The organism is Corallococcus macrosporus, assembly GCF_017302985.1.
In the GTDB taxonomy this organism is placed as follows: Bacteria; Myxococcota; Myxococcia; order Myxococcales; family Myxococcaceae; genus Corallococcus; species Corallococcus macrosporus_A.
The window spans coordinates 403,974-428,452 of the sequence record NZ_JAFIMU010000010.1 but is presented as its reverse complement, the minus strand read 5'-3'; the positions used below and the strand labels follow the sequence as shown (position 1 = coordinate 428,452).

At 70.7% G+C, this 24,479-nt stretch carries 16 protein-coding genes (1 of these 16 only partly in view); 8 read left to right on the top strand and 8 right to left on the bottom strand.

Features of this window, described 5'->3' with window-relative positions:
- Positions 1–2: 2 nt before the first annotated feature.
- From JYK02_RS32385 to JYK02_RS32360, 6 genes are read right to left on the bottom strand one after another with little or no spacing between them, the layout of a single operon-like run.
- Positions 3–638 carry an FMN-binding negative transcriptional regulator gene (locus tag JYK02_RS32385; RefSeq protein WP_207056756.1) on the bottom strand — a complete coding sequence of 212 codons (636 nt, stop codon included), beginning with the start codon at positions 636–638 and terminating at the stop codon, positions 3–5.
- 20 nt (positions 639–658) lie between these two features.
- Positions 659–1,789: a GNAT family N-acetyltransferase gene (locus JYK02_RS32380; RefSeq protein WP_207056755.1), complete on the bottom strand. Its 1,131-nt coding sequence runs from the start codon at positions 1,787–1,789 to the stop codon at positions 659–661.
- Positions 1,767–2,651 (bottom strand): aspartyl/asparaginyl beta-hydroxylase domain-containing protein, encoded by an 885-nt coding sequence (locus tag JYK02_RS32375; RefSeq protein WP_207056754.1) that lies wholly within the window; start codon positions 2,649–2,651, stop codon positions 1,767–1,769. The genes JYK02_RS32380 and JYK02_RS32375 overlap by 23 nt, the downstream gene beginning before the upstream one ends.
- A gap of 13 nt (positions 2,652–2,664) precedes the next feature.
- Entirely contained in the window at positions 2,665–3,744 is a 1,080-nt protein-coding gene (locus tag JYK02_RS32370) for a DUF3419 family protein (RefSeq protein ID WP_207056753.1), read from the bottom strand.
- A gap of 10 nt (positions 3,745–3,754) precedes the next feature.
- Positions 3,755–4,477, bottom strand: coding sequence for an iron-containing redox enzyme family protein (locus tag JYK02_RS32365; RefSeq protein ID WP_207056752.1), 723 nt, complete (start codon positions 4,475–4,477; stop codon positions 3,755–3,757).
- On the bottom strand, positions 4,474–5,208 hold the full coding sequence (locus JYK02_RS32360) for a GNAT family N-acetyltransferase (protein ID WP_207056751.1): 735 nt from the start codon (positions 5,206–5,208) through the stop codon (positions 4,474–4,476). Before JYK02_RS32360 ends, JYK02_RS32365 begins: the two co-directional genes overlap by 4 nt.
- Positions 5,209–5,475: 267 nt before the next feature.
- On the opposite strand from JYK02_RS32360, the gene JYK02_RS32355 reads away from it, so the two are divergent.
- Positions 5,476–6,027 carry a glutathione peroxidase gene (locus JYK02_RS32355; RefSeq protein WP_207056750.1) on the top strand — a complete coding sequence of 184 codons (552 nt, stop codon included), beginning with the start codon at positions 5,476–5,478 and terminating at the stop codon, positions 6,025–6,027.
- A 2-nt stretch (positions 6,028–6,029) separates the two neighbouring features.
- Here the strand turns inward: JYK02_RS32355 and JYK02_RS32350 are convergent, their stop codons facing one another.
- Positions 6,030–6,731, bottom strand: a complete 702-nt coding sequence (locus tag JYK02_RS32350; protein ID WP_207056749.1) for an MBL fold metallo-hydrolase — start codon at positions 6,729–6,731, stop codon at positions 6,030–6,032.
- A 155-nt stretch (positions 6,732–6,886) separates the two neighbouring features.
- On the opposite strand from JYK02_RS32350, the gene JYK02_RS32345 reads away from it, so the two are divergent.
- Genes JYK02_RS32345 through JYK02_RS32315 form a run of 7 tightly spaced genes read left to right on the top strand, consistent with a single transcriptional unit; the run spans position 6,887 to position 14,713 of the window.
- Entirely contained in the window at positions 6,887–8,101 is a 1,215-nt protein-coding gene (locus JYK02_RS32345; protein WP_207056748.1) for an NAD(P)/FAD-dependent oxidoreductase, read from the top strand.
- A gap of 60 nt (positions 8,102–8,161) precedes the next feature.
- Positions 8,162–8,800, top strand: a complete 639-nt coding sequence (locus JYK02_RS32340; RefSeq protein WP_207056747.1) for a carbonic anhydrase — start codon at positions 8,162–8,164, stop codon at positions 8,798–8,800.
- Between the two features lie 4 nt (positions 8,801–8,804).
- Positions 8,805–10,523: a sigma 54-interacting transcriptional regulator gene (locus JYK02_RS32335; RefSeq protein WP_207056746.1), complete on the top strand. Its 1,719-nt coding sequence runs from the start codon at positions 8,805–8,807 to the stop codon at positions 10,521–10,523.
- Positions 10,524–10,565: 42 nt separating this feature from the next.
- Positions 10,566–11,108 carry a latent transforming growth factor beta-binding protein gene (locus JYK02_RS32330; RefSeq protein ID WP_207056745.1) on the top strand — a complete coding sequence of 181 codons (543 nt, stop codon included), beginning with the start codon at positions 10,566–10,568 and terminating at the stop codon, positions 11,106–11,108.
- A 52-nt stretch (positions 11,109–11,160) separates the two neighbouring features.
- Entirely contained in the window at positions 11,161–13,140 is a 1,980-nt protein-coding gene (locus tag JYK02_RS32325; RefSeq protein ID WP_207056744.1) for a serine/threonine-protein kinase, read from the top strand.
- A complete protein-coding gene (locus JYK02_RS32320) occupies positions 13,137–13,859 on the top strand; it encodes a hypothetical protein (protein WP_207056743.1) in 723 nt (240 codons plus the stop codon). The genes JYK02_RS32325 and JYK02_RS32320 overlap by 4 nt, the downstream gene beginning before the upstream one ends.
- A 29-nt stretch (positions 13,860–13,888) precedes the next feature.
- A complete protein-coding gene (locus JYK02_RS32315; RefSeq protein ID WP_207056742.1) occupies positions 13,889–14,713 on the top strand; it encodes a GNAT family N-acetyltransferase in 825 nt (274 codons plus the stop codon).
- A 76-nt stretch (positions 14,714–14,789) separates the two neighbouring features.
- Here the strand turns inward: JYK02_RS32315 and JYK02_RS32310 are convergent, their stop codons facing one another.
- Positions 14,790–24,479, bottom strand: the end of a protein-coding gene (locus JYK02_RS32310) for a non-ribosomal peptide synthase/polyketide synthase (protein WP_242589430.1). The gene runs 22,899 nt beyond the window's last position; the window shows 9,690 of its 32,589 coding nt (coding positions 22,900–32,589); its start codon lies beyond the right edge, outside the window; the stop codon is at positions 14,790–14,792.

Sequence of the window (24,479 nt, the reverse complement as noted above, 5' to 3'; positions counted from 1 at the left end):
CGTCAGGGTTTTTCGCGCGCGCGGGACCGCTCGCGCATCAGCTCGACCAGGGCCAGCGCTTCGCCGCCCTGGCTCGCCAGCGCTTCCATCATTCCCGCCTGGTCTTCCGCCGAGCGGTTCTGGCCCAGCTTGAACTTGCCCTGGAGCTCCTCGATGGGCAGCTCGAAGCCGACGATCTGCTCCAGCATCCGCGCGTGCTGCTCCTCGGACAGGCGGGTGTCGTGGCCGGGGACTCCGATGGCGGGCTCGTACTCCGCGATCGTCGCGTCGATCAGCTTGGACAGCTCCGCCGGTGTGTCGATGATCCGGGGCCGTCCGAGCGCGTGCACCACCGCGTAGTTCCAGGTCGGCACCGAGGGCCGGATCTTGTACCAGGTGGGTGAGATGTAGGCGTGGGGACCATGGAAGACGCAGGTCACCGGCCGCTCGCCGTCGAAGTCCTTCCAGTGCGGATTGGCGCGTGCGAGGTGCCCCAGCAGCGTGCCCTTGCCGCCCCGGCCAGGCACCAGCAGCAGCGGCACGTGCGAGACGTGGGTGCTGGAGCCGTGCGAGATGACCGTGGCGAAGCTGTGCTGCCGCATGAACGCGTGCAGCGTGGGGAGGTCCGACTCCTGGAAGGTGCGGGGCGTGTAGAGCATGCGGTCCTCGACGAGGGCGGTCAGATGCTCAGGGCGGAGAACACCCTGGGGCCGACCTCGTTGTAGATGCGTCGGAGCAACGACCAGGACAGCCTTGCACGCCAGGGCAGGTGAGAGAAGCAGAGCAGTTCGTACTCGGTCAGCGGCGTGGCCCCTCGCTTCTGCTTGAACTGCCCGGAGCCGGAGCTGAGGTTGAGTGGCAGGCCTCGCTGTTCCGCCAGCTGCATCAGGTGGCTCATTCCCGCTCGATACAGGCCGTGCTTGCGCGACAGCACCGGGTCGTGGCCCACCACGGAGCCAATCAGCTCCCCGCCCGCGACGAAGCAGGTGACGAAGTAGGCGAGGCGGCCCTCCACCTCGATGCCGTAGACCTCCAGCAGCCCCTGCCGGAACACCTCCTCGAACCAGGCCTCCGTGAAGAAGGCGTTATGGTCGGAGTACTTGTCGATGTAGAGCGCCCGGTACAGCTCGCGCAGCCGGTCGATGACGCCCGGGTCGGCCGCCGTGAGCCGGCGCAGGTTCGCGCGGTGCTGGTTCAGCAGGTTGCGGTCCTGCCGGAACTCGCGGGGCGGCTTCTTTCCTTCCTCGTGCCGCCACACGTACATCTGCCGGTTGAAGATGGCTTGCAGCCCCGCGCCCGGACGCTCGCGGGCCACCGCCTCCGCCGTCTCCGCGGTGGCCCGCTTGAAGACGAAGGCGTGCTTCGGGAAGCGCTCGCGCAGCGCCTGCGTCAGCCTCTCCAGTTGTTCCGGTGTGAAGCGCAGCGCCGGTCCCGTGGCCACCATCCAGTGGTTCACGTAGACGACCCGGTCCAGGTGCGCTGGGCGGATGACGGCCCGCACGGCGCGGATGAACGCGAGGAGCGCCCTGCGCGTGCCGGGCTCCTTCACGGAGTCCACGAACTCCTCCGCGTAGGTGATGTAGTTGATGAACGGCGACGTCAGGTAGCAGTCGCTGTCCGCGCCGTCGTTGACGATGAGCGGCGTCACCTCGCCATCCACGTCCGCCAGGAGGACGCGGTGGCGGGTGTTCCCGATGAAGGGCGTGGTGCCGCGCTCGACGTAGTGGCCGACGAGCTTCGACGCCAGCCTCGCGCTGTCGCTGCCCTCCGTGGACGGAGGGGCGTGCTCAATGAGCCTGACCGGAGCCATGGCGCACGTCGAACGAGTACACCGGGGTCGTGCCCACGGTGAGCGTCACATCCCGCACTGCTTCGCCCCGGAACGTGTAGCGCAGGCGCGCCTCCGGCCCCATGCCGAGCAGGTCCACCGTGTCCTCCGACACCGGAACGGCCTTCAGCATCGGCTGCTCGTTGACGAAGATGCACAGCTCGTTGTCCACCATGCGCATGCCGCCCCGGGCCTCGGACGGCAGCGGCGCGAGGCCCGTGCCGGGCAGCGTGAAGCCCTGGGGGAGGGTGAAGTCGAAGGCGAAGCGCTCCACCACGCGTGGATCCAGCTCCGCTTCCGCGGCTTCACTCCCCATCGCCTGGAGCGACGGCGGGACCTGCTGCGGTGGGAAGAGGTGCAACAGCGCGTCGTCCGCCGTGACGTCCAGGACGAGGTGGATGCGGGCCACGGCGCTCTTGTTGACGCCGTGGTGCGGCAGCGAGAAGTCGCCGTACCAGAACTCTCCCGCGCTCCAGACGCACCGCTGGCCGCCCACGAAGAACTCCACGTCCGGGTGGGTGACCACGGGGATGTGCAGCCGGACGATGCGCTTGGAGAGGAACGCGTCCGAGTGCTCGCGGATGACGCCGCCGGGCTCCAGGCGCAGCAGGCGCGCCAGCCGCAGCTTCAAGCCCAGGCCGGAGAGCAGGTCGCGCAGATAGGGGGCCTGCTCCAGCACGGGCGAGGCTCCCGACGTGGCGGAGTGCAGACAGATGGAGGTCCACCCCTGATGGCCTTCGCCGGGATAGCCCGCGGGCAGGGCCTCCACGTGGCGGCGGACGGCGTGGTAGGCCGCCTCCAGCGCCTGGGGGTCGAACGTCTTCGTCAGCTTCACGGCATGCATGGGACGGCGCTCCTCAAGAACGTCGTTGATAGAAGTGGATCCGCCAGAGCTGCGTGCGCTCCTGGGCGATGGCGTCCTGGTAGCGGTCGGAGACGGCCTCGTAGCCCTGGACCTCCGGTGCGGCGACGCGCAGGTGCCCCCGCGTGACGACCAGGGCGTCCGGCGTGAGGCCGGGCTTCATCGCGTTCAGGAAGTCGCGCTCGCGGTCCGGCGGGAGGAATGAGGGCACGTCGGAGAGCGACACGAAGTCCACGTCCCGCTGCTCCTGGACGTGCTGGATGATGTCGCCCCGGACGTACGTGATGCCGCTCTTGCGCGCGGCCTGCTGCGCCGCAAGGAAGACGTCCGCGTCGCACTCGATGGGATAGCCCTCCGGGTAGCGGAGCTCTCCGAAGAACACGAGCTGGAGGAAGAAGCTGGAGCGCGCCGGCAGCGTGCGGAAGAGCCGGTCGAAGATGTCCCAGTAAATGCGGAACGCGCTGCCCGGGAGGTTCTTCTTCGGGAAGTCCCCCCGGTAGAGCAGCGAGTTGAGCACCGCGGAGTTGCCCATCAAGAGGAGAACCAGCTTCCACGCCGCCTTGGGGAAGCCCGTGTCCAACCAGGCGCGCTGCCCCGCGACGTCCGGCTGGTCGAACATCTTCCGGCCGCGCTGGCCGGTGAACAGCCCGACGAAGCGCGACAGCGTGCGCAACATCCCCTCGAAGCGGCCCAGGTAGACGATGCGCTCGCCGGCCTGGACCGCCTTCCACACGGGGTCCAGGGCTGTCCGCGCCGTGCCTGACAGGGGCAGGGTGGCGAGGAGTTCCAGCCGGCGCTGGATGGACATGTCCTCGTAGCCCAGGAGCCCCAGGTACTCCGCGTGGTTCAACTGGCGGAGCGCGGCGATGCGCAGCTCGGTAAGCGCGAGCTGCGTGTCGGAGATGTCCACGCACGTCAGCTTCCGGGGCGCTCGGGCGAGGAGCGGCACCACGCGCCCGCCGCTGCCGGCGACGGCCACCACGTGCCGGGCGTCCGCCGGGAGGGCGTGCAGCTCGACGCTGGAGTCCTCGTCGCCGAGCGAATAGTTCAGGTGGCTGAAGTAGGCGCGTGCCATGGCTTGGGGCTCACAGCGCCTTGAGGAAGGCGGCCCGCTCGCTGCGCCCATCGATGAGCTGGGCGTAGGCGTCCGCCACCTCGTCCATCATGCGCCAGGTCAGCCGGAGGCTGGTCTCCATCACCTGGGCCACGTCCTCCCAGTCCTCGGGCGTCTTGCACTTCTTGGCGATCATCTCGTCGACCGCCTGCGAGTGCTCCGCGTCGATGTCCGAGTGCGCGACGAAGAAGGTCATCTGCGCCGGGGTGAGCCCCAGCGTCTTCTGGACCTTGCCCAGGAGCGGCCGGATGTAGTCGTAGCAGCTCTCCGCCCAGAAGCTGTACCCCAGGCGCTGCAAGGGATTGCCCTGGTAGGAGACCCAGTACAGGTACGCGATGAGGACGTCCGTCGCCGGCAGGGCGCGCGGGATGGGGAACCCCGGCTGGAGCCCCATGCTGGCCACGTCGTGCAGGGCCATCTGCTCGTGGCCGACCTCCTCCTCCGCGTGGTTGAAACAGAACTTCTGGTAGTGCCGGTCGTCCTCACAGCGCACGCCCACCAGCGCCTGGTTGCGGGCGTTGTGACGGGTGTAGTGATACGTCTCAATCAGATACAGCGCGTAGAGCGCCTTGGTGACCTCGCCCTGCTGGACGGTGCGGACGAAGCGGGACTGGCCCAGGAGCTCGTCCCAGACCTGGGAGCGGCGCTGCTTCAGGGCCTCCAGGCCGGGGACTGCCTTTGTCGTGTCGGTCATGTCTGTTCCACCTCAACCAAGCGGGAATAGGCGTCCGGTGAGTCATTCAGCCGGAGGCGGGTGAGTCGTTCGGACATCCGGGTGCTCGCGGCGATGAGCTGCGGCCAGGTGCCCGCCATCAGCGTGTAGGGCTGGGGGCCCCGCATGGGCACGCGGTGCTGCTCCTCGGAGGCCGCGGCCAGCCCGTAGCGCTCGAACACGGTGCGCGCGGCCCGGCGGCACAGGCCGACGATGCCGACGTAGCCCTCCGTCATCGCCCAGGTGCAGGCCGCGACGAGCAGGCGCGGCGTGACAGAGGGGCTGCGCGCCTCTGGATCCACCACCAGCCGGCTGAACTCCGCGTAGCCCTGGAACCGGGGGGCTTCACCTTCCAGGGAGGGGGCCAGCGCCTGGAACTCGAAGGGGCCGGGCGTGATGCGCAGGCTGCCCACGAGCTGGCCGTCGCGGCTGGCGTGGAAGTGCGCGCTGCGCTCGTCCAGCTCCAGCCGCCAGTCCAGTTGGAGCTGCTCGGGGCTCAGCAGGTAGCTCAGCCGCGCCCGGTACTGGGCGTCGCGGAACTGGCGCACGCGTTCGACCTCGGCGGGGGTCGTCGCATGGAAGAAGGGGCCTGCCATCACCACGGGCGTCTGGCCCGCGCCGAGCCGGGCCATCCGCGTCTCCAGGACGCTCATCGCCGCGAGACGGGAGGCGAGCTCCTCGTCGCGGGACGCGCCACCACCTGTATCAGCCACGGACTTCCCCCTCTGGCTTTCGCAATGCTGCCGCTGGCGGCGGGCGCCGGCGCAATGGCAAACGTGTTCAAGGATTGGGGCGAGATGTGTCTCGCCTGCAACAGAACAGTCGCCTGGATCGGCACATCGCGTAAAGCGCGCCAGGGGTAGACATCCCGCCGTGGCTCGAGCCTCCTCCGCGAGTAGCGCGCGTCACGACTCAAAGAAAGACATCCCACGTCCGGCCCGTTAGAGTGGCCGCCCCCTCGAACGGAGACCGAGCAGAACATGAGCCAGAACCTCTTCGACATCCCCCTCAAAGGCATCGACGGCGCCCCCCGGACGCTCGGTCAGCACAAGGGCAAGGTCCTGCTGGTGGTGAACGTCGCGTCCAAGTGCGGCCTGACGCCCCAGTACGAAGGCCTGCAGAAGCTCTACGCGAGCAAGCAGGCGCAGGGCCTGGAGGTGCTGGGCTTCCCCGCGAACAACTTCCTGGGGCAGGAGCCGGGCAGCGAGGCGGAGATCCAGCAGTTCTGCACGCTGAAGTACGACGTGACCTTCCCGATGTACTCGAAGATTTCCGTGGTGGGGCAGGACAAGCACCCGCTCTACCACGCGCTCACGGGCGCCATCCCGGTGGCCACGGGCGAGGGCTCCATGCGCGCGAGCCTCAAGGGCTACGGCATCGAGGCGAACCCCCAGCCGGAGGTGCAGTGGAACTTCGAGAAGTTCCTCATCGGCCGGGATGGCCGCGTCGCGGGCCGCTTCGCGCCGGACGTGACGGCGGAGGATCCGCGGCTGTTGCAGGCCATTGACGCGGAGCTGGCGAAGCCGGCCTGACGTCAGGCCCCCGGTGCCGGGGGCTCCGTCCGTCCACAGGCGCGGTTGGCCGGGACGGCGATGTCGATCTTCTTGGGGCGGGGCAGGTTGAGGGCGTTCATCACCTGGATGAACTCCTCGCGGCTCCGTCCCGCGATGCGCGGGTTGTGCCGCTTCTCCTCGCCGATGCTCGTCGCCGTGTGGCCGTGGTAGTCGTGCCCGGGATAGACGAGCGTCGCGTCCGGGAGCTGGAAGAGGACGCGGGTGATGGAGTCGTAGAGCTGGCTGGCGCTGCCGTTCTGGAAGTCGGTGCGGCCGTTGCCCCGCACCATCAGGGTGTCCCCGGTGAAGACGCGGTCGCCCAGCAGGTAGCTCACGCTGTCGTCCGTGTGGCCCGGCGTGGCGAGCACCTGGAAGGCGCACTGGCCCACGTACACCGTGTCCCCATGCCGCACGTGGAGGTCGGCGGCGTCGGCCCCTCCCGTTCCGGCCACCACCTGGCACCGCGTGCGCTCGCGCAGCACGCCGGACGCGGTGACGTGGTCCGCGTGCACGTGGGTGTCGAAGACGTGGGTGAGGACGAGTCCCAGCTCGGACACCACCCGCAGGTCGCGGTCCACCTGCTCCAGCACCGGGTCGATGAGCACGGCCTGCCGCGTGGACTCATCCCCGATGAGATAGGTGTACGTCGACGACTCGGAGTCGAAGAGCTGGCGGAAGAGCATGTCGGAGACTCCGGGTTCGGGCCCGTGAATCCTGCTCCGGAAGCCGGGGCCAGGAAAAGGGGATGTCCTGCTTTCAACGTGAAGTCGCCTCGGGGCACAGTTGCCCTGGGGAAGCTGCGCACGCAGGCTCCCCGCCGCTCATACGGAGGCCGTCCATGACCGCTCCCTCGTGGCACCACCGGGTGCTGATCATCGGTGGCGGTAGCGCGGGCCTCACGGTCGCGGCCCGCCTGCGGCGCAAGGGCGTGCGCGACGTCGCCATCCTCGAGCCCTCGGACAAGCACTACTACCAGCCGCTGTGGACGCTGGTGGGCGCTGGCGCCGCGGACATCGCGAGCTCCGTGCGGCCGCAAGCCGACTACATCCCGGAGGGGACGCGGTGGATCCAGGACCGGGCGGAGGAGGTGGACCCCGTCTCCCGGCAGGTGCGCACGCGGGGCGGGGAGTGCCTGGCCTATGACTTCCTGGTGGTCGCTCCCGGCATCCAACTGGACTGGGACCGGGTGCACGGCCTGCGCGACGCGCTGGAGACTCCGTACGTGTCCAGCAACTACGAGTTCCGGCTCGCGCCGAAGACGTGGGAGATGGTGCGGGCGTTCCAGGGCGGCACGGCCCTCTTCACCCACCCGGCCACGCCCGTGAAGTGCGCGGGGGCGCCGCAGAAGATCATGTACCTGGTGGCGGATCACCTGCGCCGCAGCGGGCTCGCCGGGAAGTCGCGCGTCGTCTTCGGCTCGGGGGCCAAGGCGCTCTTCGCGGTGCAGCCCTTCGCGAAGGTGCTGGAGGGCGTCGTGGATCGCTACGGCATCGAGACGCACTTCGGCCACGACCTGGTGGAGGTGCGCGCGGGTTCCCGCGAGGCCGTCTTCGCGGTGACGCGGGAGGGGCGCCGGGAGCGGGTGACGGTGGGCTATGACCTGCTCCACGTCACGCCGCCGCAGAGCGCTCCGGACTTCATCAAGCGCAGCGCACTCGCCCATCAGGACGGCCCGAACGCGGGCTGGGTCAAGGCGCACAAGCACACGCTGCAACATCCGGATCACCCGGACGTGTTCGCCATCGGGGATGCCAGCGACCTGCCCACGTCCCGCACCGGCGCGGCCGTCCGGGCGGAGGCGCCGGTGCTCGTGGAGAACCTGCTCGCGGTGATGGAGGGGCGCGAGCCCACGGCGCGCTATGACGGCTATGCGTCCTGTCCGCTGGTGACGGGCTACGGCCGGATGCTGCTCGCGGAGTTCGACTACGAGGGCAAGCCCGCGCCGAGCCTCCCGTTCATCAACACCCTGGTGGAGCGGCGCGACCTGTGGCTGCTCAAGAAGTACGGGCTGCCGCGCCTGTACTGGGACTGGATGCTGCGGGGGCGTGCCTGATTGACACTTCGGCAAGCGAACGCTCGACGGTGGGACCCGGCCCGTGCCAGCGTCCCGGCCGTGACTCCCTACGACAAGATCTTCGAGAACAACAAGCTCTGGGCGGAGGAGCAGCTCCGCGCGGATCCGGACTACTTCACCAAGCTGTCGGTGTCGCAGCAGCCGGACTTCCTCTACATCGGGTGCTCGGACAGCCGCGTCCCCGCCAACCAGATCATGGGCCTGCCGCCCGGTGACGTGTTCGTGCACCGCAACGTGGCCAACCTGGTCAACAACGTCGACCTCAACGTGATGTCGGTCATCAACTACGCCGTCCGGCATCTGGACGTGAAGCACATCATCGTCTGCGGCCATTACGGCTGCGGCGGCGTGCGCGCGGCGATGCAGCCCAAGGACCTGGGGCTGCTCAACCCCTGGCTGCGCAACATCCGCGACGTGTACCGCTTCCACAAGCAGGAGCTGGACGCCATCGCGGACGAGACGAAGCGCTACGAGCGGCTGGTGGAGCTCAACGTCCTGGAGCAGAGCATCAACATCATCAAGACGGCCGCCGTGCAGAAGTCCTACCTGACGCGCGGCTTCCCCATCGTGCACTCGTGGGTGTTCGACCTGCGCAACGGCATCCTCCAGGACCTGAAGCTGGACTTCGTCCAGACGCTCCACAACATCCAGGAGGTCTACGACCTCACGAAGGAGTGAGGCCGTGGGCTTCTTCCTGACCCTCCCGGACGGACGCTCCTTCGCGCTGGAGAAGCCGGTGGTGTCCGTGGGCTCGGAGCCCGCGTGTGACGTCGTCCTCTCCGCGCCCGGGGTGAAGGGCAGCCATGCCCTGCTGTTCCGGGACGCGCGAGGGTGGACGGTGTCCGCCGCCGCCCCGGACTGCGACGTCCGGGTGGGTGGCAAGCGGGTGGAGCTGTCGCCGCTGGAGCCGGGGGCGTCTTTCAGCTTGGGCAAGGCGTCGCTCACGCTGACGGCTTCCGGGGGCTCGCCGGTGCCTTCCGCGACGCCTTCGCGCCTCCTGGGCGTGCTGACGGACTTTGCTTCGCGGCTGCTCGTGCAGCGTCCGGCGGCGGAGCTGCTGGAGGCCGCGCTGCGCGGCATCGCGGACGTGACGTCCGCGGACGTGGGCTTCCTCGTGTCGGTGGAGGGCGACCGGCGGCAGGTGCTGGGGGCCACCGGCTCCGTGCCGGCTTCGGTGGTGGTGGACAGCCTGGTGGATCAGGTCGTGGGCTCCGGGGCGCCGGTGCTGGTGCCGGACATCGCGGCGGAGGCGGCGCTCGCGGGGGCTCCCAGTGTCCTGGCCCTGAGGCTGACCTCCGCGCTCGTGCTGCCCTTGCGCGCGGCCTCCGCGCCCCTGTGTGCCGTGTACCTGGGGCGGCGCCTGGGCAGCCCTCCGTTCTCGCCTCGCGAGCTGGAGGAGGCGATGGCGCTCTCCTCGCTCGCGGCGTTGCTGCTGGCCACGTCCCGCGAACTGACCGAGCTGCGGGAGCAGGTGGACAGCCTCACGCAGCGCATCGCCGCGGCCACGTTCGAAGGGCTCATCGGTGAATCCTCCGCGATGCGGAACCTCTACCGGCAGGTGGAGCGCCTGGGGCCCACGTCGCTCCACGTGCTCATCCAGGGAGAGACGGGCACGGGCAAGGAGGAGGTGGCGCGCGCGCTTCACCGGCGGAGCGGCCGCCGCGGCCGGCTGGTGGCCATCAACTGCGCGGCGCTTCCGGAGTCACTCATCGAGCGCGAGCTGTTCGGTCATGCTCGCGGGGCGTTCTCCGGCGCGACGTCCGACCGCGCGGGGCTGGTGGAGGCGTCGGATGGGGGCACGCTCTTCCTGGATGAGATTGGAGACATGCCGCTGTCGCTCCAGTCGCGCCTGCTGCGAGTCGTCCAGGAACACGAGGTGACGCGGCTGGGAGAGCACCGTCCGCGCAAGGTCGACATGCGCGTCGTCGCGGCCACGCACCAGCCCTTGAAGGCGCTCGTCGCCCGGGGTGCCTTCCGTGAGGACCTGCTCTTCCGCCTGGATGAAGTGCGCGTGGAGGTGCCCCCGCTGCGGGAGCGCGGTGAGGACGTGCTGCTCATCGCGCACCACGTGCTGAAGCAGGAGGGGGCCCGGGCCAGGGGCTTCACGCAGAAGGCGGCGGAGGCGCTGCGCGGTCATCCCTTTCCGGGCAACGTCCGGGAGCTCGTGTCCCGGGTGCGGCGCGCGGTCATCCTCGCGTCCGGGGAGCTCATTGGCGTCGAGGACCTGGACCTGGCCGCGGACACGGCGCCGCTGGTGCCCCTGGACGAGGCGCGTGATGCCTTCGTGCTGCGCTACGTGCGCGAGGCCATTGCCCGCAGCGGCGGCAGCAAGAAGGAGGCGGCCAAGGCCCTGGGCATCGGCCTGCGCTCCGTGTTCCGCTACCTGGGCGAAGAGGATTGAGGGCTGTGCTTCCTCCTTCGCCTTGAAGTACTCCTTGTGACCATGCGTCGCCCGTTCCCGTTCCTCCTCGTGCTCGGGGTCCTGCTGGTGGGCCCGGGCTGTCCGCTCGACATCCAGGTGCGTGAGTCGCCGGACGCGGGATGTGCGGGGGCGTCTTGCGTGGTGTCGTGTGCCGCGGACCGGGAGTGTCCGGCGGGCCAGCGCTGCAATGACTTCTACGATGAGTGCGAGCCTGGCCCCCGGCTCACCGAGCCCTGTTCGGACAACATCGCCTGTTACGGAATCGCGAGCTGCAAGGACGGACGCTGCTCGCGGCGCTGTGGTGTGCAGGACTGTCCTTCGGGCTACCAGTGCTCGCCGGCACCGGAGTCCGTGTGCGTCGAGACGTGCGAGGGCCTGACACCGGAGAGCCTGGGGAGGTTCTGCGAGTCCTCGCTGGAGTGCACCCGCTGCGGCCTCTGTGCCGACCTGGGAAGTGGGAAGAAGTGCCAGCAACCCTGCCGGTCGGATGCGGAGTGCCCCGACTCGCGGCCCGGGGCGTGTGTCCTGATCCCCGGGAGCACCCTGCGCGTGTGCCAGCAGTGACGGCGCCCCGGGGTTTGCTCGCGCGGATCGCGCTTCCTAGACTGCGCGCGCGATGACGGGCGAACTGCTGGCCGGCCGCTACCAGTTGGAGCAGGAGTTGGGGCGGGGCGGGATGGCGACGGTCTTCCTCGCCCGCGACCTCCGGCTGTCCCGCCGCGTGGCGGTGAAGGTGCTGCACCCGGGCATGGAGGCCCGCTTCACGGAGCGCTTCCGCCAGGAGGCGGAGGTGGTGGCGTCGCTCCAGCACCCCAATGTGCTGGCGGTGCATGACGTGGGGGAGGACGCCGTGCGCGGCCCGTTCCTCGTCTGCGAGTGGGTGCAGGGCGAGAACCTGCGCGAGCTGGCGCAGCGCCTGGCGCCCATGCCGCCCGAGGCCGTCGCGCTGCTGGGCTGGGAGCTGGCCCGCGCGCTGGAGGCGGCGCACGCGCGGGGCGTGGTGCACCGGGACGTCAAGCCGGAGAACGTGCTCGTCGCGCGCGGGGGGCCGCTGAAGCTCGCGGACTTCGGCATCGCGGCGCTGGCGGATCGCGCCCGGCTGACGAGCACTGGCGCCATCATCGGCTCGCTGGCGTACATGGCGCCCGAGCGCATCGACACCGGGGCGTGGTCTCCGGCGTCGGACGTCTACGCGGTGGGCGTCGTGTTGTTCGAGCTGTGCGCGGGGACGACGCCGCATGCCGGAGAGGGCAGTGCTCGGCTGGCGGTCTCGGTGATGACCCGCGATGCGCCGTCGCTGGTGGACGTGGCGCCGGGCACGCCCGCGCCGCTGGGGGCGCTGGTCGCAAGGTGTCTGGCCCGGGATGCGCGCGACCGGCCCGCGGATGGGGCGGCGCTGGTGCAGGAACTGGAGGCGGTGCTGCGGCCGTGGGTCGGTGCGCCCGCGGAAGCATCACGGGCCTTCTTCCTGGCGCAGGAGACGTCGGTGGCCCGCTGGCGCGAGGACGGGTTCCAGCGGCTGTTGGGCGAAGGCCGCGCGTTGCTTGGAGCAGGGCAGGGGGCCCAGGCCGCCCGGTGCCTCAACGCCGCGCTGATGCTCCAACCCGGGGCCCCCGAGGTGCTGGCGCTCCTGCGCTCGCGTCCGATGAGGAAGGGGCTGGTGCGGCGCGCGTGGGATGCCTGGCCGGAACGAACGAAGGGGCTCGTGGCGGGCGTGGTGCTCGCGGGAGTGCTGGGGAGTCTGGGGACGTGGGGATGGCGCTCACGTGAGCAGGATGCCGACGCCTCAACTGCGGCAACCTCTGTGCGTCCCGCTGTGCCATCGGGCGTGGCTTCACTGAGTGGCGCCTCCGGGCCTCCTCAGTCCGTCTCGGGTTCGAACGCTGCGGGTGCCTCCGCTCATCCATCTGGCATGGCGGCCGGTGCAGCGAGGGACACCTCCGTGAACTCCGCGTCTGGCGCCAGTTCGAACACGGTGGCTTCCAACGCAACGAAGGGCGACTCCGCGTTCGCCGCGAGCACGAACGGCGGTTCCTCCGGGGCTCCTTCACGGACTTCAAGTCCGCCGACACGGGAGACCGCTGTCACTTCGCGGCCTCGGGACTCGCGTTCCTCGACGGAGGCCGTTGCTGGTCAGGAGCAGGACGTGCCCGTTCGTGTTCCGGACGCAGAGGACTTCGCGACCCTCACGGTGGCGACGCGCCCGTGGGCAGAGGTCTTCGTGGATGGCCAGAGCCGGGGCTACACACCGAGGCTGCGCGAACTGCGGCTGACTCCCGGCGTGCACCGGATCCGCTTCCACAATCCCCTCTGCGAACCTGTCGAGGAAGTGCTCGATGTGGCTGCCGGTGCAGCGCTGTCCAGGGAAGTGTCCCTCCGGGTTCGCGACGCGGAGGTCACCATCGTCGCGCCCGCGGCGTCCCGCGTCTTCGTCGATGGCGTGGAGGTGGGCGTGGCCCCGCTGCCTGCTCCCGTGAAGCTCACGCATGGGGGACACCTCGTGTCGGCCCGTGACTCGGGCGGCAATGTGCTGCGGCAATCGCTCAATGCGGTGGCGGGCTCCCGCACCACGGTCGTGCTGGAGACGTCGCCATGAAGACCGCCATCGTGTCCCTCGTGCTCGCGGCTGCGCCCACGCTGGGACCCGCACGTGAGGCCTACCAGTCCGGCGACCTGCCCCGGGCCCGGGCCTCGCTGGAGGGCCTGCTCCAGCCCCTGCGACTCTCCAACCCGCAGGAAGAGGCCGAAGCCCATCTGCTGCTCGCCGCCACACTCCACGCACAGGAGGACCTGCCTCGCGCGGAGCAGGAGGCCGTGGAGGGCCTTGCGCTCAACCCCGACGCGAAGTTGGACCCACTCGTGTATCCGCCGGACTTCATCGCCTTCGTCGAGCGCGTGAACGTCCAGCGGCGCGACCGCATCGCCCGGCGCGCCGTTGAGCGCCGGCCTCCCGTGCTCCTGCCTCCGCCCTCCCGCTCCGCTCCCGTCCTCGTTGAATCCCGCCCGGCGTCGCAGGGCTGGTACCTGGTGCCGTTCGGCGTGGGCCACCTCGTTCACGGCCGGCGCTCCAAGGGCACGGCGCTGGCGGTGGGCCAGGGCACCACGTTCGCCGTGTCCGCGGTCTCCCTGGGCGTGGCCCTGTCCCTGCGCGGCTCCGACGGCCGCTACTCCGAGCAGGACGCGCCCACGGCCCGGGCCTTCAACGTTTCCTATCTTGTGGGCGCCTACGCCTTCGCGGCGCTCTATGCCTATGGCGTGCTGGACGGGCTCCTGTCCTCTCCCGCACCGCCTCCGGATCGCGTTCCCACTCACTGACTCGGCCCTGCCCGGTGTAAAGGGACCGGATGAACGACGTGAACCTGGTGGAGATCGCGCGGCGGTTCGAGTCCAAGCAGGCCACCTCCGCGGTGGCGCTGGCGACGGACTCCGCGCCGCTCGCCGACGGCTGGATGGCGTTTGGCGGCGTGGGCTCGTACATCAACAAGTCGTGCGGCTACGGCTTCGAGCGTGAAGTCACGGGCGCGGAGCTGGACGCGCTGGTGGACTTCTTCTCCTCGCGCGGGGTGGAGCCCAAGGCGGAGCTGAGCCCCTTCGCGTCGCAGGCCCTGCTGAAGGGCCTGGCCGACCGGGGCTTCGTGCTGCGCGAGTTCGAGACGGTGCTGTACCGGCCGCTTCCCGCCGGAGAGGACCTGTCGCTGCTGACGAAGAGCGTGCCCCCGGGGCTGCGCATCGAGCGGGTGGATCCGTCCGACGACGCGGCGGTGCGCCGGTTCGTGGCGGTCGCCGGCAGCGGCTTCGTCCCGGAAGGCGAGCAGATGCCGGAGGTCTTCTGGGAGATGGGGTTGAAGGCGGCGCGCAAGCCCGACTCGGACTCGTACATGGCATGGATCGACGGCGAGCCGGCGGGAGCAGGGGGCTGCGAGGTGAGCGACGGGCTCACGTCCCTGTTCGGCACGTCGGTGCTGCCGGCGTACCGGCGGCGCGGCGTGCAGCAGGCGCTCATCGCCGCGCGGCTGGCCCGGGGCCGGGAGAAGGGCAGTGACCTGGCCGCCATCATGTCCTCGCCCGGCATCCCCACCGAGCGCAACGCCATGCGCCTGGGCTTCCAGATGGCCTACTCGCGCGTCGTGCTGGTGAAGCCCGGCGCGGGGCTGGCGCCGTCGCCCTGAGGATGTCCAGGCAGCTCGTGGGCAGCGTGCTGAGCGCCTGGGTGTTCGTCCCGGGTGTGCGTTGTGGGGTGGCCTGTCATGCCCCCTCAGGGCCCTCGACGAAATGGCGCTGGAGCGCTTCCGCGAGCCGCTGGACGTGGGGCGCTTGCAGCAGCGTGTAGTGGGTGCCGGGGAGGACTTCTCGCGTCAGCTCGCCGTGGACGTGCGCGCTCCAGCCGCCATCCCCGGTGGCCGGATTGCCGCCCGCCTGGAGCAGGAGGACGCGGCCGGTGACGCTTCCGGGACGGTGGTGCTTCAGCGCCCGCAGGTTGTGGGTGAAGACGTTCAGGAGCGCGCGCGCCGAGGCTGTCGATGCCTCGGGCGACGCGAGCTGTCCCTGGTCGAGCTCGAACAGCTCGGCCACCTGCCGCGCGTCGTCCACGTCGAGCGGGACGCGGTCGTCCGTCGCCGGGCTCGGGTCGATGAGCGCCACGAGCTCCACGGCCTCGCCTCGGGCCTGGAGCTGGCGGGCCATCTCGAAGGCCACCACGCCGCCCATGGACCAGCCTCCCAGGCGATACGGGCCGTGAGGCTGCACGCCGCGCACGGCGGCCACGTAGAGCGCCGCCATCGCCTCCACCGTGTCGAGCGGCGGACGGCTTCCCTCCAGCCCCTGCGACTGGAGTCCGTAGAAGGGCTGATCCGCGCCGAGCTGCTTCGCCAGCGCCGCGTACGTGAGCACGTTGCCGCCCACCGGGTGGACGCAGAAGAAGGGGCGCTGCGTGCCTTCGCGCTGGATGGGCACGAGCGGGGAGAAGACCTCGGGCGCCTGCTGGAGCAGCCGCGCCAGCGTCTCCACCGTGGGCGCCTGGAAGAGGGCGGCCAGGGGCAGCTCGCGGTGGAACCGCTCCCGGATGCGCGCCATCAGCTTCACGGCGAGCAGGGAGTGGCCCCCCAGGTCGAAGAACGGCCGCGTCACGCCGATGGGCCGGACGCCCAGCAGCTCCTCCCAGAGCGCCACCAGCTCGCGCTCCAGGTCGTCTCGCGGAGCGACGTCTGCGGCCTCGGAAGGACGGGAGGCCGGTGCCTCCGGGACGTGCATCCGGCGCAGCTCGTCCTCCGTCAGCAGGGACGTCCGGTCCAGGGGCGCGTCGGGTGCGGCGAGGACCGTCTCCAGCAGCGTGCTCCAGCACTCCATCCACCGCTGGACCGTGGCGGCGTCGAAGAGGTCCGTGCTGTACGTGAGCGCGCCCTGGAAGCCGTCGGGCAGCCGTGTCAGCGCGAGGTCCAGGTCGAACTTCGCCATCGTGGGCGTGACCTCCACCGCCTGGAGCTTCAAGCCGGGCAGCACGGCCTCCAGCTCCGGTGTGTTGTGCAGCGCGAAGAGGGCCTGGAACAGCGGGGTGCGGCCCAGGTCGCGCTCGGGCTGGAGTGCTTCCACCAGCCGCTCGAAGGGCAGGTCCTGGTGTTCGTACGCGCCCAGCGTGGTGGCACGCACCTGTGCGAGGACCCTCCGGAACGACGTGTCCGCGGTGAAGCGGGCCCGGAGGACCAGCGTGTTGACGAAGAAGCCGATGAGCCCTTCGGTCTCCGCGTGGCGGCGGTTCGCGATGGGCGTGCCGACGAGCACGTCGTCCTGTCCGGCGTACCGCGACAGCAGCAACTGGAACGCGGCCAGCAGCACCATGAAGGGCGTGGCGCCCTCGTGCTTCGCCAGCGCCTCCACCGCGTCACTCAGGGCCGGTGACAGCTGGACGGACAGCCGCGCGCCCTGCGCGGAGCGACGCGGCGGACGGGGCCGGTCGGTCAGCAGCGCCAGTGCGTGCGGCGCTCCTTCGAGCTGCCGCTTCCACCAGTCGAGCTGTCCCTCCAGCACCCGGCCTTCCATCCACGCGACCTGCCACCGGGCGAAGTCCGTGTACTGCACGGGAAGCTCCGGCAGCGGCGAAAGCTGACCCTGGCGGAACGCTTCGTAGAGCGCCACCAGCTCGCGCACGAGCACCCCGAAGGACCAGCCATCGGAGACGGTGTGGTGCGTGCACAGGAGGAGCACGTGCTCCGTCGCGTCCACGCGCAGCAGCGTGAAACGCGCGAGGGGGCCGGTGCTCAAGTCGAAGGGACGCAGCGCCTCCGCGTCCGCGTGGCGCCAGAGCTCGGCCTCGCGCTCCTTCGCGGGCAGGGACTCCAGGTCCTCCGTGCGCAGTGTCCCCGAGGGGGCTGCGTGGATGCGCTGGCGCGGTGTTCCGTCGTGGGCCTCGAACGTCGTGCGCAGGGTCTCATGCCGCTGCACCAGCGCGTCGAAGGCCCGCTGGAGCGCGGACACGTCCAGCGCTCCGGTCAGCCGCAGTGCGAAGGGCATGTTGTAGAGCGGGCTGCCCGGCTCCAACTGGTCGATGAACCACAGCCGCTGCTGCGCGAAGGACAGGGGCGCGAGTCCTTCCCCCTGCGTCCGCGCCAACGGCGGCAGCGTGGGCGTGGGCGCGGCATCCGGCAGCCGCCGTGCGAGGCCCGCCACCGTGGGCGTTTCGAAGAGGGCCCGGACGGCCAGCTCCACGCCGAAGCGGGCGCGCACCCGGGCCACCACCTGCGTGGCCAGGATCGAGTGCCCACCCAGCTCGAAGAAGTTGTCGTGGCGGCCCACGCCAGGCACGCGCAGCAGCTCCTCCCAGAGGGCGGCGAGGCGCTCCTCGGTGGGTGTGGCCGGAGGTTCGGAGACTCGCGCCGGGAGCCGCGACGCGTCCGGCACGGGCAGCGCGTTGCGGTCCACCTTGCCGTTCGGGGTCAGCGGTAGGACGGGCAGGGCGAGGAGGGCGGCGGGCACCATGTACTCGGGCAGGTGCCGGTGCAGGTGCTCGCGAAGCGGAGCGGTGTCCACCTCCGGCGTCACGTAGGCCACGAGGCGCGCGTCACCTGGAACGTCCTCGCGGACCAGCGCCACCGCGTCCCGGATATTCGGGTGTGTTCGCAGCGTGGTTTCGATTTCGCCCAGCTCGATGCGGTGGCCGCGCAGCTTCACCTGGAAGTCCAGGCGGCCCATGAACTCGAGCGTGCCGTCCTCGCGCCAGCGGACCTTGTCGCCCGTGCGGTACAGCCGTGCGCCGGGCTCCGTGCCGAAGGGATCCGGCAGGAAGCGCTCGGCGGTCAGGTGCGGACGGCCCAGGTAGCCACGCGCGACGCCCTCTCCGGCGAAGCACAGCTCACCCGGCAGACCGAAGGGCACCAGCTCCTGACGCGCGTCGAGGATGTACGCGCGCAGGTTGTCCAACGGCCGGCCGATGACGGGCTGCGCGTGGGTCGTTCCCTGAACGTCCCACACGGTGGCGTCCACGGTGCACTCGGTGGGGCCGTAGGCGTTGAAGGCCCGCGTGCGGGAGGTTGTGGCGAGCCGCCGCCACATCACCTCGTCCAGCGCCTCGCCGCCCACCAGCACCAGTGCGGGCAGGCGGGGACGCTCCAGCATCCCCGCGTCCAGGAGCAGCTTCAGTTGCGCGGGCGTGCAGTCCAGCGCGTCCACGCGCATCCGCTCCAGCCACTCGAGCATCCGCTCCGGCTCCAGCCGGAGGTCGTCCGGCACGGGGCACACGCAGTGGCCGCCCAGCAACTGGAGCACCTGCTCGATGGAGGCATCGAAGAACAGCGGCGCGTTGATGCTGACGCGGAGCGTCGGGGGCTGTCCCGCATAGGCCGTCCGCAGCAGCGCGTGGTGCAGGTGCATCAGCGAGCGGTGGCGCACCATTACGCCCTTGGGCGTGCCCGTGGAGCCGGAGGTGTAGATGACATAGGCGAGGTTCCCCGAGCCCGCCGCCGGCGGCGGGTTGTCCGTGAACTGGTCCGACAGTCGGACCAGTTGGAGGTCTCCCGCCTCCGCCGGCACGGCCTCCCCAAACCTGTCCGACTGTCGGACAGGTTCTTCGTCCAGCCGTACCAGGTGGGCCACCTCGGGTCGCCACGCTTCTTGCAGCGCCCGCGTCGTCACCAGCACGGTCGCGCCAGAATCCTTGAGGACCAATGACTTGCGCGCGGCGGGCGCGGACGGGTCCAGGGGCACGAAGGCGCCTCCAGCCTTGTTCACCGCGAGCAGCGCGATGACGCTCTCCGCCGAGCGCTCCAGGCACAAGGCCACCGGGACCTCCGGCCCCACGCCCAGCGAGCGCAGGTGCCAGGCGAGCTGGTTGGCCCGGGCATTGAGCTGCTGGAAGGACAGCGTCGTCGCCCCGAACACCACGGCGTCGGCGTCCGGGGTCCGCGCCACCTGCTCCTCGAAGCGGCCGTGCAGTGTGCCGTCTCCGTCGAACGGCGACACGCCTCCGGCCAGGTCGCCCAGAAGCCGCTGGCGTTCCTGCTCCGAGACGAGGGACACGCCGGACAGCGGTGCATCCGGCTGCGTGAGCACCGCCTCCAGCAGCACCTGCAGGTGGGTGAGGAGCCGCGCCATGGTGGGACGCTCGAAGAGGTCCGTGGCGTATTCGAGCTTGCCGTGGAAGCCATCCTCGCGGCGGTCCAGGTCCAGGCTCAGGTCGAACTGGGACGTGGTGCGCTCCGCGAGGGCCGCGGGCCGCACGGTGAGCCCGGGCAGCGACAGCTCCGGCACTGGCGCGTTCTGGAGCGCGAACATCGCCTGGAACAGCGGCATGCGTCCCAGGTCGCGCGTTGGCTGCAGGGACTCCACCAGCCGCTCGAAGGGGATGTCCTGGTGCTCGTACGCGCCCAGCGTGGTGGTGCGCACCTGGGCCAGCAGCTCCCGGAACGTCGTCCGGGCGCCGAAGCTTCCGCGCAGCACCAGCGTGTTGACGAAGAAGCCGATGAGCCCCTCGGTCTCCGCGTGACGGCGGTTCGCGATGGGTGTTCCGACGAGGACGTCATCCTGGCCCGAGTAGCGGTGCAGGACCGTCTGGAAGGCCGCGAGCAGCACCATGAACGGCGTGGCGCCCTCCTGCCTTGCGAGGGTCTCCACGCGCTCGGACAGGGCCAGGGGCAGGTGCACCGGCACGGTGTCGCCGCGCTGCGTGGAGACGGCGGGACGGGGCTTGTCGGTGGGCAACTCCAGGGCTCGGGGGGCTCCGGCGAGCTGGCTGGTCCACCACGCGAGCTGCGCCTCCAGCGCCTCACCCTGGAGCCAGCCTCGCTGCCACAGCGCGAAGTCCGCGTACTGCACGGGCAGCGCCGGAAGCGCGGGCGGACGGCCTTCTCGCAGGGCCGCGTAGAGGGCGGTGAGCTCGCGCACCATCACGCCCAGCGACCATCCGTCGGAGACGATGTGGTGCAGGTGGAGCACCAGCACGTGCTCCTCCGCCGCGAGCTTCAGCAACAGGGCGCGGATCACCGGCCCCCGCTCCAGGTCGAATGGCCGCTGTGACTCCTCCGTGGCCCGGCGCTCCGCTTCGCGCAGGCGGACTCCGGTGTCCTCAAGCGACGTCAGGTCCACGCGCTCCAGCGGCACGGTGGCCTGGGCGTGGATGTGCTGCACGGGCTGGCCCGCCTCCGTGCGGAAGGTGGTGCGCAGGGCTTCGTGCCGCGCCATCAGCGCGTCCAGGCTTCCCTTGATCGCTGCCTCGTCCAGCGCGCCAAGGAGCCGCAGGGCGACGGGCATGTTGTAGAGCGCGCTGCCCGGTTCGAGCTGATCGATGAACCAAAGCCGCTGCTGCGCGAAGGACAGCGGCAGCAGCGGAGGCCTGGGCGTCCGGGTGAGCGGCGGCACCTGGGCATCCCGCTTCGTGGTGGCGCCCAGGTGCTGCGCGAGCGCGGCCACGGTGGGCGCGTTGAACAGCTCACCGAGGGGCAGCTCCACGCCCAGCACCGCGCGGATCCGCGACACCACCTGCGTGGCCAGGAGCGAATGGCCGCCCAGGTCGAAGAAGTCGTCGTGGATGCCCACGGCGTCCAGGTGCAGCACCTCCGCCCAGATGGCCGCGAGCTGGGCCTCCAGCGTGTTCCGCGGGGCCTCGCGTGTGGACTCCGAGGACCGGGGCGCTTCGGGTGCGGGCAGGGCCTTGCGGTCGACCTTGCCGTTCGGTGACAGGGGCAGGGACGGCAGGGCCACCCAGGCGGACGGCACCATGTAGTCGGGGAGCTGCCGTTGCGCGTGCGCCTTCACGCGGTCGGTGCTGGCGGCGTCCTCTTCGAGGACCACGTAGGCCACGAGCCGCTTCTCTCCGGGCACGTCCTCGCGCGCGAGCACGATGGCCTCGCGCACGTCCGGAGCCTGGCGCAGCACGGCCTCCACTTCTCCGGGCTCGATGCGGAAGCCTCGGAGTTTGAGCTGGAAGTCGGTGCGGCCCAGGAACTCCAAAGTGCCGTCGTCGCGCCAGCGGGCCCGGTCGCCCGTGCGGTACAGGCGGGCACCCGGCGTGGCGGAGTGGGGGTGGGGGATGAACCGTTCGGCGGTGAGGTTCGGCCGCTGGAGGTAGCCCCAGGCGAGGCCGTCGCCGCCCACGTACAGCTCACCGGGGAGCCCTGGTGGCAGGGGCTGCAAGTGCGCATCCAGCACCCACGCGGTGGAGTTCGCCAGCGGCCTGCCGATGGGCACCGAGCGCTCCACGGTGTCTCCGGCGCGCAGCGTGTGCGTGGTGGAGAAGGTGGTGTTCTCCGTGGGGCCGTAGCCGTTGACGAGCACGGCATCCGGCGCCATTCGCGCCAGGTGTTCCCGAACGCGAGGCACGGGCAGCACGTCGCCGCCCGCCAGGACCTGCCGCACGCCCGCGAGCGAGGCACCTTCGTGCAGGACCATCTGCTCGAAGAGGGCGGCGGTGAGCCACAGCGTGGTGACGCCCTCCACGGCCAGCAGCGTGCCCAGCTCCGACAGCGAGAGTGCACGCGGAGGTGCCAGCACCAGCTTCGCGCCATGCAGCAGCGCGCCCCAGAGCTCCAGCGTGGACGCGTCGAACGCGACCGGTGCCGCATGGAGGAAGACCTGCTCCGGGCCAAAGTTGATGAAGCCGTTGCCACGGACCAGGCGCACGATGCCCCGGTGGGGCACGCAGACGCCCTTGGGACGGCCGGTGCTGCCCGACGTGAACATCACGTAGGCCAGCGCGTCGGCGGGCACGGTCAGGTCCAGCGCCGTGTCCGGCTGCCGTGCAATCGGATCAGCGTCTCCGTCCAGCAGGACCTGCAGGTCCGTCACCTGCGGCAGTTCATCCGCCAGTGCCTCCTGCGTGACGAGCACGCTGACGCCCGCCTCCTGAAGCACCCAGGTCGTGCGATCCGCCGGAGCCTTCGCCTCCACGGGCACGTAGGCCGCGCCCGCCTTGAGGATGCCGAGCATGCCGGTGACCAGCTCCGGCGAACGCTCCAAGCACAGCCCCACGCGATCCCCGGGCCGCACGCCCATCCGTCGCAGGTGGTGCGCGAGCTGGTTGGAACGTCGGTCGAGTTCTCCGTACGAAAGCTCGCGTGCCGCGTCCGCTGGCAGGAAGGCTCCGGCACTCGCGGGCATCCTCACGGCGATGGCGTTCGGCGTTCGCGCGGCCTGCTCCACGAACAGCGCGGGCACGGAGGCCTCACGCGGATACTCCGTCGCGGTGTCATTCCAGGTGTTCAGCACCTGCCGCCGTTCGTCTGGCGTGAGCAGCGGCAGGCGTGTCAGCGGCGTCGCTGGCTCGGCCACCGCGGCGTCGAGCAGCACCTTCAGGTGCCGGGCCATCCCGGCCACCGTGCCGGATGTGAACAGGGCGGTATTGAAGTTGAGGCCACCCGTGAAGCCCTCTGGCGCACGGTGCAGCAGCAGCTCCAGGTCGAAGCGGATCGCGCCCGGGTCGGCGTTCATCGGTTCGAGCGTCAGGCCGGGCAGGGCCAGCGGCGGCAGCGGCGCGTTCTGCAGCGTGAAGGTGACCTGGAAGAAGGGCGTGCGGGACGCGTCGCGCGCGGGCTTCAGCTCTTCGACGAGCTTTTCGAACGGGAGGTCCTGGTGCTCGTACGCGCCCAGGGTCGTGTCCCGTACTCGCGCCAGCAGCGAGACGAAGGTGTCGTCCTCGCGCAGCCGGGTGCGCAGGACGACCGTGTTCGCGAAGTAGCCGATGAGGGCTTCGGACTCGGCGTGGCGGCGGCCCGCGATGGGCGAGCCCACCAGCACGTCGTCCTGACCGGCGTAGCGGCCCAGCAGCACCTGGAACGCGGCCAGCAGCACCATGTACGGCGTGGCGCCTTCTCGCCTGGCCAGGGACTCCAGGGCTTCGCTCGAAGCGGGCGGGAGCGTGAACGGCATCAGGGCGCCACGGAAGGTCTGACGCGCCGGACGCGGATGATCCGTGGGCAGCTCCAGGTGTGACGGCGCTCCTTCCAACTGCTGCCGCCAGTAGCCGAGCTGTGCCTCCAGCACCGCGCCCTGCAACCAGCCTCGCTGCCACAGCGCGTGGTCGGCGTACTGCACGGGCAGCTCAGGCAGCGGGGACGGGAGGTTCTGGGAGAGGGCGGCGTAGAGCGCGCCCATCTCTCGCACCAGGACGCCCGTGGACCAGCCGTCGGAGATGATGTGGTGCAGGTTCAGCACCAGCACGTGCTCCGTGGGCGACAGCTTCAGCAACAACGCCCGCAGGAGGGGTCCCTGCTCCAGGTCGAATGGCGTGCGGGCTTCTTCCGTGGACAGCCGTGAGGCCTCGGCTCGGCGCTGCTCGAGGTCCGGGATACCGGTGAGGTCCCCCTGGCGCATGTGCAGCGGGCCGGGGGCGTGGATGACCTGCTCCGGTGCGCCTTCGTACTCGCGGAACGTGGTGCGCAGGGCCTCATGACGGCGCAGCAGCCGGTCGAAGCTCCGCTGGAGCGCGCCGACGTCGAGCGTGCCCTCCAGCCGGAGCGAGAACGGCATGTTGTACGCCGTGTCCGCGGCGCCCAGTCGATGGATGAACCACAGCCGCTGCTGCGCGAACGACAGCGGCAGCACGGCGGGCCGTACCCCTCGCGTCAGCGGAGTGAGGCCGGTGGAGGCAGCCGGCTCGGGCTGGACCGGAGCGGGGGCCTCGGCTCCGGACAGGGCGACGCGTTTGGCGAGCGCCTCCACGGTGGGGGCTTCGAACAGCGTGCGCAGCGGCACCTCGCGGCCCAGCCGCGCACGCACTCGCGCGGCCACCTGGGTCGCGAGCAGCGAGTGGCCGCCCAGCGCGAAGAAGCTGTCCCGCACGCCGACCCTCGCGATGCCGAGCACCTGCGCGAAGATCTCCGCCAGGGTGCGCTCGGTGTCGTCGCGCGGGGCGATGGGCTCTCCGCGAACGGCGACGGGAGCGTCCGGCGCAGGCAGGGCCTTGCGGTCCACCTTGCCACTGGAGGTGAGCGGCAGGGACTCCAGGCGGACGAGGGCGGAGGGCACCATGTACTCGGGCAGCCGCGAGTGCAGGAACGCGCGCAGCCCCGCCGTGTCGAGCGTCCCGCCATCGACGGTGACGTAGGCGACGAGGCGCGGTCCTCCCGAGTCATCCTGGCGCACGACGGCCACGGAGTCGCGCACGCCGGGCCAGGACTGGATCGCGGCTTCGATGTCGCCCAGTTCGATGCGGAAGCCGCGCAGCTTCACCTGGAAGTCCGCTCGGCCCAGGTACTCCAGCGTGCCGTCGGTGCGCCACCGGGCGATGTCGCCCGCGCGGTACAGGCGGGCACCGGGCGTGTCGCTGAAGGCGTCGGGGATGAAGCGCTCGGCGGTGAGGGTGGGGCGGCGCCAGTAGCCCCGGCCCACCTGTACGCCGCCGATGAACAGCTCCCCCGGGATGCCCACGGGCACCGGCTGCCCGTGACGATCCAGGACGTACATGCGCGTGTTGGCCACGGGCCGTCCAATGGGGACGACGCGGAGTGCCGC

Coding starts and splice junctions, on each gene's coding strand:
- JYK02_RS32320 (WP_207056743.1), top strand. CDS start 13,137: ATGAAGACCGCCATCGTGTCCCTCGTGCTCGCGGCTGCGCCCACGCTG.
- JYK02_RS32370 (WP_207056753.1), bottom strand. CDS start 3,744: ATGGCACGCGCCTACTTCAGCCACCTGAACTATTCGCTCGGCGACGAG.
- JYK02_RS32330 (WP_207056745.1), top strand. CDS start 10,566: ATGCGTCGCCCGTTCCCGTTCCTCCTCGTGCTCGGGGTCCTGCTGGTG.
- JYK02_RS32325 (WP_207056744.1), top strand. CDS start 11,161: ATGACGGGCGAACTGCTGGCCGGCCGCTACCAGTTGGAGCAGGAGTTG.
- JYK02_RS32315 (WP_207056742.1), top strand. CDS start 13,889: ATGAACGACGTGAACCTGGTGGAGATCGCGCGGCGGTTCGAGTCCAAG.
- JYK02_RS32375 (WP_207056754.1), bottom strand. CDS start 2,651: ATGCATGCCGTGAAGCTGACGAAGACGTTCGACCCCCAGGCGCTGGAG.
- JYK02_RS32350 (WP_207056749.1), bottom strand. CDS start 6,731: ATGCTCTTCCGCCAGCTCTTCGACTCCGAGTCGTCGACGTACACCTAT.
- JYK02_RS32365 (WP_207056752.1), bottom strand. CDS start 4,477: ATGACCGACACGACAAAGGCAGTCCCCGGCCTGGAGGCCCTGAAGCAG.
- JYK02_RS32355 (WP_207056750.1), top strand. CDS start 5,476: ATGAGCCAGAACCTCTTCGACATCCCCCTCAAAGGCATCGACGGCGCC.
- JYK02_RS32385 (WP_207056756.1), bottom strand. CDS start 638: ATGCTCTACACGCCCCGCACCTTCCAGGAGTCGGACCTCCCCACGCTG.
- JYK02_RS32380 (WP_207056755.1), bottom strand. CDS start 1,789: ATGGCTCCGGTCAGGCTCATTGAGCACGCCCCTCCGTCCACGGAGGGC.
- JYK02_RS32345 (WP_207056748.1), top strand. CDS start 6,887: ATGACCGCTCCCTCGTGGCACCACCGGGTGCTGATCATCGGTGGCGGT.